Annotated in this window: 10 protein-coding genes; 5 read left to right on the forward strand and 5 right to left on the reverse strand. The window is 59.1% G+C overall.

Annotation, left to right across the window (positions count from 1 at the left end):
* Positions 1-8: 8 nt before the first annotated feature.
* Genes dnaN through gyrB form a run of 3 tightly spaced genes read left to right on the forward strand, consistent with a single transcriptional unit; the run spans position 9 to position 4,653 of the window.
* Positions 9-1,112, forward strand: coding sequence for a DNA polymerase III subunit beta (gene dnaN / locus CLU80_RS13550; protein WP_007911887.1), 1,104 nt, complete (start codon positions 9-11; stop codon positions 1,110-1,112).
* Positions 1,113-1,126: 14 nt separating this feature from the next.
* Positions 1,127-2,230 carry a DNA replication/repair protein RecF gene (gene recF, locus CLU80_RS13555; protein WP_038359568.1) on the forward strand — a complete coding sequence of 368 codons (1,104 nt, stop codon included), beginning with the start codon at positions 1,127-1,129 and terminating at the stop codon, positions 2,228-2,230.
* 5 nt (positions 2,231-2,235) lie between these two features.
* Positions 2,236-4,653, forward strand: a complete 2,418-nt coding sequence (gene gyrB / locus CLU80_RS13560) for a DNA topoisomerase (ATP-hydrolyzing) subunit B (protein ID WP_093429549.1) — start codon at positions 2,236-2,238, stop codon at positions 4,651-4,653.
* Between the two features lie 102 nt (positions 4,654-4,755).
* On the opposite strand, the gene CLU80_RS13565 is transcribed toward gyrB, so the two are convergent.
* Positions 4,756-5,475 (reverse strand): response regulator transcription factor, encoded by a 720-nt coding sequence (locus CLU80_RS13565; protein WP_099757598.1) that lies wholly within the window; start codon positions 5,473-5,475, stop codon positions 4,756-4,758.
* Positions 5,476-5,644: 169 nt separating this feature from the next.
* On the opposite strand from CLU80_RS13565, the gene CLU80_RS13570 reads away from it, so the two are divergent.
* Positions 5,645-7,177, forward strand: coding sequence for a sensor histidine kinase (locus tag CLU80_RS13570; RefSeq protein ID WP_099757599.1), 1,533 nt, complete (start codon positions 5,645-5,647; stop codon positions 7,175-7,177).
* A 168-nt stretch (positions 7,178-7,345) separates the two neighbouring features.
* Here CLU80_RS13570 and CLU80_RS13575 read toward each other — a convergent pair whose 3' ends face one another.
* The 4 genes from CLU80_RS13575 to glyQ form a co-directional block, all read right to left on the reverse strand.
* Positions 7,346-8,125 carry a lysophospholipid acyltransferase family protein gene (locus CLU80_RS13575; RefSeq protein ID WP_093429546.1) on the reverse strand — a complete coding sequence of 260 codons (780 nt, stop codon included), beginning with the start codon at positions 8,123-8,125 and terminating at the stop codon, positions 7,346-7,348.
* A gap of 83 nt (positions 8,126-8,208) precedes the next feature.
* Positions 8,209-8,748, reverse strand: a complete 540-nt coding sequence (gmhB, locus tag CLU80_RS13580; RefSeq protein WP_286079738.1) for a D-glycero-beta-D-manno-heptose 1,7-bisphosphate 7-phosphatase — start codon at positions 8,746-8,748, stop codon at positions 8,209-8,211.
* A 4-nt stretch (positions 8,749-8,752) separates the two neighbouring features.
* Positions 8,753-10,807, reverse strand: a complete 2,055-nt coding sequence (gene glyS, locus CLU80_RS13585; protein ID WP_099757601.1) for a glycine--tRNA ligase subunit beta — start codon at positions 10,805-10,807, stop codon at positions 8,753-8,755.
* Positions 10,804-11,757 (reverse strand): glycine--tRNA ligase subunit alpha, encoded by a 954-nt coding sequence (gene glyQ, locus CLU80_RS13590; RefSeq protein ID WP_003187265.1) that lies wholly within the window; start codon positions 11,755-11,757, stop codon positions 10,804-10,806. Before glyQ ends, glyS begins: the two co-directional genes overlap by 4 nt.
* 81 nt (positions 11,758-11,838) lie before the next feature.
* Here glyQ and CLU80_RS13595 point away from each other — a divergent pair, with 81 nt between their 5' ends.
* Positions 11,839-12,396, forward strand: a complete 558-nt coding sequence (locus CLU80_RS13595; RefSeq protein ID WP_093429543.1) for a DNA-3-methyladenine glycosylase I — start codon at positions 11,839-11,841, stop codon at positions 12,394-12,396.
* Positions 12,397-12,412: the final 16 nt, after the last annotated feature.

Genomic DNA, 12,412 nt, shown 5'->3' on the forward strand with positions numbered 1-12,412 from the left:
ACTAGACCATGCATTTCACCATTCAACGCGAAGCCCTGTTGAAACCCCTGCAACTGGTCGCAGGCGTCGTCGAGCGCCGACAGACCTTGCCGGTACTCTCCAACGTGCTGCTGGTTGTCGAAGGCCAGCAACTGTCGCTGACCGGTACCGACCTCGAGGTCGAGCTGGTCGGTCGTGTGCAACTTGAAGAGCCGGCTGAAACAGGTTCCATCACCGTGCCTGCGCGCAAGCTGATGGATATCTGCAAAAGCCTGCCCAACGACGCGCTGATCGACATCAAGGTCGACGAGCAGAAGCTGGTGGTGAAGGCTGGCCGTAGCCGCTTCACCCTGTCGACTCTGCCGGCCAACGATTTCCCGACCGTTGAAGAAGGTCCGGGCTCGCTGACTTGCAGTCTTGAACAAAGCAAACTGCGTCGCCTGATCGAACGCACAAGCTTCGCCATGGCCCAGCAGGACGTGCGTTATTACCTCAATGGCATGCTGCTGGAAGTGTCCGAAGGCATCATCCGCGCTGTGGCCACCGACGGTCACCGTCTGGCCATGTGCTCGATGAAGGCCGATATCGGCCAGCCAGATCGCCATCAGGTGATCGTGCCGCGCAAAGGTATTCTGGAACTGGCGCGTCTGCTCACCGAGCCGGACGGCAATGTCAGCATCGTGCTGGGTCAACATCACATCCGCGCCACCACCGGCGAATTCACCTTCACCTCGAAACTGGTTGACGGCAAGTTCCCGGACTACGAGCGCGTTCTGCCAAAGGGCGGCGACAAGCTGGTATTGGGCGATCGCCAGGCCTTGCGTGAAGCGTTCAGCCGTACCGCGATTCTGTCCAACGAGAAGTACCGTGGTATCCGTCTGCAACTGGCCAGCGGTCAGTTGAAGATCCAGGCCAACAACCCGGAGCAGGAAGAAGCGGAAGAGGAAGTGGGCGTTGAATACAACGGCGGCTCTCTGGAAATCGGCTTCAACGTGAGCTATTTGCTCGACGTGCTGGGCGTGATGACCACCGAGCAGGTTCGTCTGATCCTGTCCGACTCCAACAGCAGTGCATTGGTGCAAGAGTCCGACAACGACGATTCGGCTTACGTTGTCATGCCGATGCGTCTGTAATCAGCTGACCCTGGATGTCCTTAAGTCGTGTTTCGGTCACCGCGGTGCGCAATCTGCACCCGGTGACCTTCTCCCCCTCCCCCCGCATCAACATTCTTTACGGCGCCAACGGCAGCGGCAAAACCAGTGTTCTGGAAGCCATTCATCTGCTGGGGCTTGCCCGTTCGTTTCGTAGCACGCGGCTGTTGCCGGTCATTCAGTACGAGCAACTCGCCTGCACCGTGTTCGGTCAGGTCGAATTGGCTGAGGGTGGGCACAGTGCGTTGGGGATCTCGCGCGATCGTCAGGGCGAGTTCCAGATCCGCATCGACGGCCAGAACGCCCGCAGTGCTGCGCAGCTGGCGGAGATCCTGCCGCTGCAGTTGATCAACCCCGACAGCTTCCGCTTGCTTGAAGGTGCGCCGAAGATTCGTCGACAGTTTCTCGACTGGGGCGTGTTCCACGTCGAGCCGCGCTTTATGGCCACCTGGCAGCGGTTGCAGAAGGCCCTGCGCCAGAGAAACTCTTGGCTGCGACATGGTACACTTGACGCCGTTTCGCAAGCGGTTTGGGACAGGGAACTGTGCCAGGCCAGCGCTGAAATCGATGAATACCGCCGCGCCTACATCAAAGCCTTGAAACCAGTCTTTGAACAAACCTTGAGCGAACTGGTTGAGCTTGAAGGTTTGACGCTCAGCTATTACCGAGGCTGGGACAAAGACCGGGAATTGAGCGCCGTACTGGCTGGATCCGTGCAACGGGATCAGCAAATGGGTCATACCCAGGCCGGACCGCAACGGGCTGATTTGCGTCTTAGATTGGGCGCTCACAACGCCGCGGACATATTGTCCCGGGGTCAGCAGAAGTTAGTGGTCTGTGCACTACGGATTGCCCAAGGGCATTTGGTCAGCCAGGCCCGTCGCGGTCAGTGTATTTATCTGGTGGATGACTTGCCGTCCGAGCTGGACGAGGGCCATCGTCGCGCGCTGTGCCGTTTGCTGGAAGACTTACGCTGCCAGGTGTTCATCACCTGTGTAGATCACGAATTATTGAGGGAAGGCTGGCAGACGGAAACGCCAGTCGCTCTGTTCCACGTGGAACAGGGCCGTATCACCCAGACCCACGACCATCGGGAGTGAAGGCATTGAGCGAAGAAAATACGTACGACTCAACGAGCATTAAAGTGCTGAAAGGCCTGGATGCCGTACGCAAACGTCCCGGTATGTACATTGGTGACACTGACGATGGCAGCGGTCTGCACCACATGGTGTTCGAGGTGGTCGACAACTCGATCGACGAAGCCCTCGCCGGCCACTGCGACGACATCAGCATCATCATCCACCCGGATGAGTCCATCACCGTTAAAGACAACGGCCGTGGCATCCCGGTAGACGTGCACAAAGAGGAAGGCGTTTCCGCCGCCGAGGTCATCATGACCGTCCTCCACGCTGGCGGTAAGTTCGACGACAACTCCTACAAGGTCTCCGGCGGTCTGCACGGCGTAGGTGTATCGGTAGTGAACGCACTGTCCGAAGAACTGGTCCTGACCGTTCGCCGCAGCGGCAAGATCTGGGAACAGACCTACGTCCACGGCGTACCTCAGGCACCGATGGCCATCGTTGGCGACAGCGAAACCACCGGTACCCAGATCCACTTCAAGGCTTCCAGCGAAACCTTCAAGAACATTCACTTCAGCTGGGACATCCTGGCCAAGCGCATTCGTGAACTGTCCTTCCTCAACTCCGGTGTCGGCATCGTCCTCAAGGATGAGCGCAGCGGCAAGGAAGAGCTGTTCAAATACGAAGGTGGCCTGCGTGCGTTCGTTGAATACCTGAACACCAACAAGACTGCGGTCAACCAGGTGTTCCACTTCAACATCCAGCGTGAAGACGGCATCGGCGTGGAAATCGCCCTGCAGTGGAACGACAGCTTCAACGAGAACCTGTTGTGCTTCACCAACAACATTCCGCAGCGCGACGGCGGTACCCACCTGGTGGGCTTCCGCTCGGCCCTGACGCGTAACCTGAACAACTACATCGAGCAGGAAGGTCTGGCGAAGAAGCACAAAGTCGCCACCACCGGCGACGATGCCCGTGAAGGCCTGACCGCGATCATTTCGGTGAAAGTGCCGGATCCGAAGTTCAGCTCGCAGACCAAAGACAAGCTGGTGTCTTCCGAAGTGAAGACTGCGGTCGAGCAGGAGATGGGCAAGTACTTCTCCGACTTCCTCCTGGAAAACCCGAACGAAGCCAAGCTGGTCGTCGGCAAGATGATCGACGCCGCCCGTGCCCGTGAAGCTGCGCGCAAGGCCCGTGAGATGACCCGCCGCAAAGGCGCGCTGGACATTGCCGGTCTGCCAGGCAAGCTCGCTGACTGCCAGGAAAAAGACCCGGCACTCTCCGAACTGTACCTCGTGGAAGGTGACTCCGCGGGCGGCTCTGCCAAGCAGGGACGTAACCGCAAGACCCAGGCGATCCTGCCGTTGAAGGGCAAGATCCTCAACGTCGAGAAAGCGCGTTTCGACAAGATGATCTCTTCCCAGGAAGTGGGCACCTTGATCACCGCGCTGGGCTGCGGCATCGGTCGCGACGAATACAACATCGACAAGCTGCGTTATCACAACATCATCATCATGACCGATGCTGACGTCGACGGTTCGCACATCCGTACCCTGCTGCTGACCTTCTTCTTCCGTCAGTTGCCGGAGCTGATCGAGCGCGGCTACATCTACATCGCCCAGCCGCCGCTGTACAAGGTCAAAAAAGGCAAGCAAGAGCAATACATCAAAGACGACGACGCCATGGAAGAGTACATGACGCAATCGGCTCTGGAAGATGCCAGCCTGCACCTGAACGAAGAGGCCCCAGGCATTTCCGGTGAAGCTTTGGAGCGTCTGGTAAACGACTTCCGCATGGTGATGAAGACCCTCAAGCGCCTGTCGCGCCTGTACCCGCAAGAGCTGACCGAGCACTTCATCTACCTGCCGGCCGTGAGCCTGGAAATGCTTGGCGACCACGCCAAGATGCAGGACTGGCTGGCCCAGTACGAAGTCCGTCTGCGCACCGTCGAGAAGTCCGGTCTGGTCTACAAGGCCAGCCTGCGTGAAGACCGTGAACGTGGTGTATGGCTGCCGGAGGTCGAACTGATCTCCCACGGCCTGTCGAACTACGTCACCTTCAACCGCGACTTCTTCGGCAGCAACGACTACAAAACCGTCGTCACCCTTGGCGCTCAACTGAGCACCCTGCTCGACGACGGCGCGTACATCCAGCGTGGCGAGCGCAAGAAGGCAGTCACCGAGTTCAAGGAAGCCCTTGACTGGCTGATGGCTGAAAGCACCAAGCGCCACACCATTCAGCGATACAAAGGTCTGGGCGAAATGAACCCGGATCAGCTGTGGGAAACCACCATGGACCCAAGCGTGCGCCGCATGCTGAAAGTCACCATCGAAGACGCCATTGGCGCAGACCAGATCTTCAACACCCTGATGGGTGATGCGGTCGAACCTCGCCGTGACTTCATCGAGAGCAATGCGCTGGCGGTTTCGAACCTGGATTTCTGATCCATATCAGCTGCAACGAAAAAGGCCAACGCATTGCGTTGGCCTTTTTTTATTTTCCCGGTTTGCCACTGTCAACCATTCCGAGCATGTGCTCGGAATGGTCTACTCGACCGCAGATGCGACACTTTCTAAACGATACCCATACCCATAAATCGTCAGCAACTGCCACCCTCGATCCGCCGTCAGCCCGAGCTTGTTCCGCAACCGGTAGATATGCGTATCCAGCGGTCGCGACGACGCCATCTCTTCATGCGGCCAAAACCGCTCATATAGATAATCCCGTGACAACGGCCGGCCCAGATTGCTGAACAGACACCGCGCCAGCCGATATTCACGCTCGGTCATGACGATCGGCTTTCCCTCCCGGGTAACGGTCAGCTCTGCATCATCAAACGTCAGGTCATTGAAGCTCAGCACTTCGGTCGCCGTGCTGCGTGGCTGGCTATGCCGACGTAGTACTGCGGCGACTCGGGCTTTCAGTTCATTGGGGCGGAACGGTTTACTTACATAATCGTCGGCCCCGGCATTCAACGCCTGGACGATATCGCTCTCGCCATCACGACTGGTGAGCATGATCGCCGCCGGCGGTGCTTCCATGTGTTCGCGAGTCCAGCGCAGCAGGGCCAGGCCGGTCAGGTCTGGCAGTTGCCAGTCGAGGATCAACAGGTCGAAGGTTTCCCGGCGCAACTGGCGCAGCAAGTCTTCGCCACGCTCGAAGCTGTGCAGCGACCATGGCTGATCGCCGGCATCGGCCATTTGCTGCAGGGTTTGCTCGACCCGGCGCAGTTCGGCGGGTTCGTCGTCCAGAATCGCAACGCGCATTCGCGGTTATTCCTTGTTGCTGGGGCAGTTGGCGGACAACCATAGTCGCTCGGCCCAAGCTGTGAAAGTAAGCGGCCCGCCGTTGGTCGACGTCCGCTATGATTCTTCGGGTCTACGTCTCAGACCTGTGGCCCATGAAACCATTCACACTGCCCTGCCCTTTTTCCCCATGAACAATCAGCGTCGGCGTGAAAGCCGTGAACCGAGCCAGGTGCAGCGATTGTTTCGACAGTTGGTGCGCGAATGGTTGTGGATAAGTCTAGTGCTGTTGCCGCTGACTGCGCTGCTGTCTTATCGCGCGCAGATTAACCTGCACGATGCGTCTGCCGCCAAAGGCGCCCTGTTGTCGGTCGCCTTGGTGGCCGGCAGTCTTGGGCTGCTGTTGTGGCGCCCGCGCTGGGCGCTCTGGGTCACGTTGATCAGCATGGCGTGCGCGTTGCTGACCAGTGCAGGTTTAGCGGAAACGCGCCGCTGGTGGTCGCCGACGCCAGCCGTGTTGGGGATGTTGTTCGGTTATCTGATCTGGAACTGGCGGCGCCTGAGCGTAGTGCTGACTTATTTCGGCTGGGAGCTGGCACGACTGGACAGCGAGCCGAAGGTTTTCCCCGAACGCCGTCGCTCGCAATTCACCGGTGCTGATCGCTTGCAGGGGCAGATCATGGCGCTGGAACAGGCTATGAGTCGCACCCGTGATACCCGGCGCTTTATTGCCGACGGTCTGGAGTACTTGCCCGTCGCCACACTGATCAGCGATCCCAAAGGCCAGATCCTGCTGGGCAATCGCAAGGCTCGCCAGCTATTCGATCACAATCTGGTGGGGGACGACGTCCTCGATCAACTGGCCAGCCTCGGTTACCCGGAGTTGTCCACAGAGTTGCGCCCGTCACTGTCGGCCATTCCGCTGTTGGAGTTTCGCGATCACAAGGAACGCAGCCTGCGCCTGGAGCGTGCCGCCCTGCTGCCGGTGGACGGAGACACGCCGATTGGTTGGCTGCTCAGCCTCACCGATCTCAGCGCCGAACGTGCCGCCGAGGAACAACGCGGGGTATTGCTGCGCTTTCTTTCCCACGACTTGCGTGCCCCGCATTCGGCGATCCTCGCCCTGCTCGATGTTCACCGCCATCAGGCCGGGGCGGACTCGCCGTTATTCGAACAGATTGAGCGGCAGGTGCGTCGCGCGCTGGATCTCACCGATGGTTTCGTCTTGCTGGCGCGGGCCGAGTCCGAAGCCTATCAGTTCCAGCCGAGCCTGTTCGCTATGTTGGTGCTGGACGTGCTGGATCAGGCCTTGCCCATCGCCCAGCAGAAACGCATCGAACTGCTGCACGACATGGATGAGCAATCCCAGGAGCGCCTGATCATGGCTGACCAGGGATTACTGACGCGTGCGCTGTTCAACCTGCTGGAGAATGCGATCAAGTACAGCCCGGCAGATACCACGATTGAACTACGAGTCAGTTGCCAAGGAGAGTGGCTACGTTGCGAACTGACCGATCAAGGCAAAGGCATCGCCGAACAAGAGTTGCCTGATCTGTTCAGTCAGTACCGACGCTTTTCCTCCGCACAAGGGATCGACGGTGTAGGCCTGGGCTTATCGATGGTCAAAGCGGTGGTCGATCACCATGGCGGTAAAATCGAATGCCGCAGCGTGGTCGATCAAGGCACCACATTTCTGTTCGAATTACCGCTGATCGCCGAGTGAACAGGCACAAAAAAACCGGCTATATCAGCCGGTTTTTTTACATCCGAAAAAAACTTATGCACCTTTTACGGTGTTTTATGAGCTTGAGAAATATATAAGTAAATCAATAACTTAATTTAAATATTCAGGCTTTTTCAACAAAACCGTACACAGGTTATCCACAAAATCTCAGACAGCGATCTGATCGCTTGCAGCCGGTGCTTGCGGTGCCGGTGGCAGCGAACCCATTTCCCGTTGAGTCTTCTCGTTCCACGCTTGTACGCGGTCGTTCAGATCAGCAATGGCGCGAGGCCCTGTGCCTTCGGCATACATCGGCTCACCGATGACCACGGTGATCACCCCGGACTTCTTGCCCCAGCCGATTTTCGGCCAGAATTTGCCGGCATTGTGTGCAATCGGCAGGACCGGAAGCGCCGCATTCACCGCCAAAGCGCTACCACTGCGGGAGAACTTGCCGACAGTGCCAAACGGCACGCGTGTGCCTTCAGGAAAGATCAGCACCCAAACGTTGTCCTTGAGCAGCTCGTCACCTTTGGCGGCGACTTGTTTCAGTGCAGCTTTCGGGTTGTCACGGTCAATCGCGATTGGCCGCAGCATGGCCATGGCCCAGCCAAAGAACGGTACATAAAGCAGCTCGCGCTTGAGCACCTGGCTCAACGGCGAAAAATAAGCGGAGAGAAAGAACGTCTCCCAAGTGCTCTGGTGGTTCGACTGAATCACGCAGGGCCGGTCAGGTACGTTTTCCGCGCCTTTGATTTCGTAACGGATACCGAGGAACACCTTGGTCAACCACAAGGCACAGCGGCACCAGTACACGTTGATAAAACGATAGCGCGCCTTGAACGGCAAAAACGGCGCGATAAAAAAACTCAAGCTGCACCACAGCAGGGAGGTGGTGCCCAGCAGCAGGTAAAAGAGAAAAATCCTGATGGCCCGCAGTATCGACATAGTGACGTTTACCGTTACGGGGCAATGCCCGAATGTTCAAGCGCACTCCCGATCAATCCCTGGTCAGGAACTTCAGAAGTACTCTAGTTGTGGATAAGTTCTGCGGCAATCGCCGCCAGATCGTCAAAAATCAGAGTGCCAACCGGCAGGGTTTTGCCCTGAGTCTTTGCGCCCTTTCCGGTCTTTACCAAAACTGGCTGTGAATCGACGGCTTTGGCAGCTTCCAGGTCACCAAGGCTGTCGCCGACGAACCAGACATTGGCCAGCGTCACGCTGTAATGCGCCGCGATGGTTTTCAGCATCCCCGGTTTCGGCTTGCGGCAATCGCAGCCTTCGTCCGGCCCATGCGGGCAATACACGATCAGCCCGACTTCACCGCCCTGCTCCGCCACGAGCGTACGCAGTCGCGCGTGCATGGCATCGAGGGTGGCGAGGTCGTAGTAGCCGCGAGCAATGCCCGACTGGTTGGTGGCGACCGCCACCGTCCAGCCGGCCTTGCTCAACTGCGCAATCGCCTCGATCGAGCCGGGCAGCGGAATCCACTCCGCCACTGACTTGATGTAAGCGTCGGAGTCGTAATTGATCACTCCGTCCCGATCGAGAATCAGCAGTTTCAACAGCAATCCCTCAACCCAGCAGCGAAATGTCGGCAACACCGAGGAACAGACCACGCAGACGCGCCAGCAGCGCGTAACGGTTGGCCCGCACATTGGCGTCGTCGGCATTGACCATCACCGCGTCGAAGAACGCATCGACTGGCTCACGCAATGCTGCCAGGCGTGCCAGCGATTCGTTGTACTGACGCGCTGCCGCCATTGGTTGCACCGCTTGATCCGCTTGCTGGATCGCCGAGTACAGCGAGAACTCGTTGGCGTTGTCGAAGTACTTGGCTTGCACCTCGGTCGGTACCGCGCCTTCGAGTTTGCTCAACAGGTTCGACACACGCTTGTTCACCGCCGCCAGCGCTGCCGCTTCCGGCAGTTTGCGGAAGGCTTGCACTGCTTGCACACGCTGGTCGAAGTCCAGCGCCGAACCCGGCTTCAGGGCACGCACCGACAGGTAAGTGGCGACTTCAACGCCTTCGTCTTCGTAACGCGCACGCAGACGATCGAAGATGAACTCCAGCACGGCTTCGTTGAGGCCGGCAGCCTTGACCTTGGCGCCGAACGCAGTCACGGCGAAAGCCACGGCGTCGTTCAGGTCGAGGTCGAGTTTTTTCTCGATCAGGATGCGCAGCACACCGAGGGCCGCACGGCGCAGGGCATACGGGTCTTTGCTGCCGGTTGGCAGCATGCCGATACCGAAGATACCGACCAGAGTGTCGAGCTTGTCAGCGATCGCGACGGCTGCACCGGTCAGGGTGGCTGGCAGTTCCGCACCGGCACCGCGTGGCATGTACTGCTCGTTGAGCGCCAGCGCGACGTCTTCCGGCTCGCCGTCATTGAGGGCGTAGTAGTAACCAGCGACACCTTGCATCTCCGGGAATTCGCCGACCATTTCGGTGGCCAGGTCACACTTCGACAGCAGGCCCGCACGAGCAGCCCACGAGGCGTTGCCGCCAATGCGTGCGGCGATGTAGGCAGCCAGTTTCGATACGCGCTCGGCCTTGTCGTAGACGCTGCCGAGTTTTTCCTGGAACACCACGTTCTTCAGGCGATCATTGAAGGCTTCGAGTTTCTGCTTCTTGTCTTGCTTGAAGAAGAACTCGGCGTCGGTCAGACGTGGACGAACCACTTTCTCGTTACCGGCGATGATCTGCTGCGGGTCTTTGCTTTCGATGTTGGCCACAGTGATGAAACGTGGCAGCAACTTGCCGTCGGCATCCAGCAGGCAGAAGTACTTCTGGTTGTCCTGCATGGTGGTGATCAGGGCTTCTTGCGGCACGTCGAGGAAACGCTCCTCGAACGAGCACACCAGCGGCACCGGCCATTCAACCAGCGCGGTCACTTCGTCGAGCAGTGCCGGCGGAACGATTGCCGTGCCTTCCTGACGGGTGGCCAGTTCTTCGGTGCGCTTGCTGATGATCTCGCGACGCTCGTTGGCATCGGCCAATACATAAGCGGCACGCAGGTCGGCGAGGTAGCTCGACGGCGAACCGATGCGCACGCTTTCCGGGTGATGGAAGCGGTGACCACGGGAATCACGGCCAGCCTTCTGCGCGAGGATGGTGCAGTCGATGACCTGGTCACCGAGCAGCATCACCAGCCATTGGGTCGGACGCACGAACTCTTCCTTGCGCGCACCCCAACGCATGCGTTTCGGGATCGGCAGGTCGTTCAGCGAGTCTTCGACGATGGTCGGCAGCAGGCTCGCGGTCGGCTTGCCGGCGATGCTCTGGCTGTAACGCAGTTTCGGGCCGCTCTGATCGATTTCGCTCAGATCGACGCCGCACTTCTTGGCGAAGCCCAGTGCTGCTTGCGTTGGATTGCCGTCAGCGTCGAACGCCGCCTGACGTGGCGGGCCGTCGAGGTTGATGCTGCGATCCGGTTGCTGGGTAGCCAGCGCGGTGATCAGCACAGCCAGACGACGCGGTGCGGCGTAGACAGTTTTAGTCTCGTAGCTCAGGCCAGCGGCTTGCAGGCCCTTGTCGATACCGGCGAGGAACGCTTCAGCCAAGGTGTTCAGGGCTTTCGGTGGCAGTTCTTCGGTGCCCAGTTCAACCAGAAAATCTTGCGCACTCATTGTGCTGCCTCCAGCTTGGCCAGTACTTCGTCACGCAGGTCCGGGGTCGCCATCGGGAAGCCCAGCTTGGCGCGCGCCAGCAGGTAGGCTTGCGCAACGGAACGCGCCAGGGTGCGTACGCGCAGAATGTATTGCTGACGCGCGGTCACCGAGATCGCCCGGCGCGCATCCAGCAGGTTGAAGGTGTGCGACGCCTTCAACACCATTTCGTAGCTCGGCAACGGCAGCGGCTGGTCGAGTTCGATCAGGCGTTTGGCTTCGCTTTCATAGAAGTCGAACAGTTCGAACAGCTTGTCGACGTTGGCGTGTTCGAAGTTGTAAGTGGACTGTTCCACTTCGTTCTGGTGGAACACGTCGCCGTAGGTCACCTTGCCAAACGGACCGTCAGCCCAGACCAGGTCGTAGACCGAATCCACGCCTTGCAGGTACATGGCCAGACGCTCGAGACCGTAAGTGATCTCGCCGGTCACCGGGTAGCACTCGATGCCGCCCGCCTGCTGGAAGTAAGTGAACTGAGTCACTTCCATGCCGTTCAGCCAGACTTCCCAGCCCAGACCCCAGGCGCCGAGGGTCGGCGATTCCCAGTTGTCTTCGACGAAGCGAATGTCGTGGACCAGCGGGTCCAGGCCGACATGCTTGAGCGAGCCCAGGTACAGTTCCTGGAAGTTATCCGGGTTCGGCTTCAGGACGACCTGGAACTGATAGTAGTGCTGCAGACGGTTCGGGTTTTCGCCGTAGCGGCCGTCAGTCGGACGGCGGCTTGGCTGCACGTAGGCGGCGTTCCAGGTTTCCGGGCCGATGGCGCGGAGGAAGGTCGCGGTGTGGAAAGTGCCGGCGCCTACTTCCATATCGTAGGGCTGAAGTACCACGCAACCTTGCTCGGCCCAGTATTGCTGGAGCGCGAGGATCAAGTCTTGGAAGGTACGCACGGCTGGCGTAGGCTGGCTCACGAAATTCACCTGTTTCTTGGGCTGCGATTTAAAGAGCGGGAGTATACCCGATTCAGTCGCACCTCCACCCCCTGGAGCCTTATGCCACGCTGCTTTTGGTGTACCGAAGATCCGCTGTACATGGCTTATCACGATCAGGAGTGGGGCACGCCGCTACGCGATGCGCAGGGTTTGTTCGAGTTGCTTTTGCTCGAAGGGTTCCAGGCCGGGCTGTCCTGGATCACCGTGTTGCGCAAGCGCGAGCGTTATCGCGAGGTGTTGTTCGGCTTCGACGTACAGCGCGTGGCGCAGATGAGCGACGCTGAAATCGACGAATTGATGCTCGATCCTGGGATCATCCGCAACCGCCTGAAACTCAACGCCGCCCGGCGTAATGCCCAGGCCTGGCTGGCGCTGGAGGACCCGGTGGCGTTCCTCTGGTCGTTCGTCGGTGACCAACCGCTCATCAATCATTTCAAGGATCGCAGCGAAGTCCCGGCGATCACCCCCGAAGCGCTGGCGATGAGCAAAGGCTTGAAAAAGGCCGGATTCACGTTCGTCGGCCCGACCATTTGCTACGCACTGATGCAGGCCTCGGGCATGGTCATGGACCACACTCAGGACTGCGACCGCTACGCGCAGCTCGTCAACGCCGGTTAGAATGGCCGCCTCGCGC

It is taken from the genome of Pseudomonas sp. 29 (assembly GCF_002754355.1).
GTDB lineage: Bacteria > Pseudomonadota > Gammaproteobacteria > Pseudomonadales > Pseudomonadaceae > Aquipseudomonas > Aquipseudomonas neuropathica.

What these genes read in the sequence shown, in the direction of transcription:
- dnaN (WP_007911887.1), top strand. Translation starts at nt 9, where the DNA reads ATGCATTTCACCATTCAACGCGAAGCCCTGTTGAAACCCCTGCAACTG.
- recF (WP_038359568.1), top strand. Translation starts at nt 1,127, where the DNA reads ATGTCCTTAAGTCGTGTTTCGGTCACCGCGGTGCGCAATCTGCACCCG.
- CLU80_RS13565 (WP_099757598.1), bottom strand. Translation starts at nt 5,475, where the DNA reads ATGCGCGTTGCGATTCTGGACGACGAACCCGCCGAACTGCGCCGGGTC.
- CLU80_RS13570 (WP_099757599.1), top strand. Translation starts at nt 5,645, where the DNA reads ATGAACAATCAGCGTCGGCGTGAAAGCCGTGAACCGAGCCAGGTGCAG.
- CLU80_RS13575 (WP_093429546.1), bottom strand. Translation starts at nt 8,125, where the DNA reads ATGTCGATACTGCGGGCCATCAGGATTTTTCTCTTTTACCTGCTGCTG.
- glyS (WP_099757601.1), bottom strand. Translation starts at nt 10,807, where the DNA reads ATGAGTGCGCAAGATTTTCTGGTTGAACTGGGCACCGAAGAACTGCCA.
- CLU80_RS13595 (WP_093429543.1), top strand. Translation starts at nt 11,839, where the DNA reads ATGCCACGCTGCTTTTGGTGTACCGAAGATCCGCTGTACATGGCTTAT.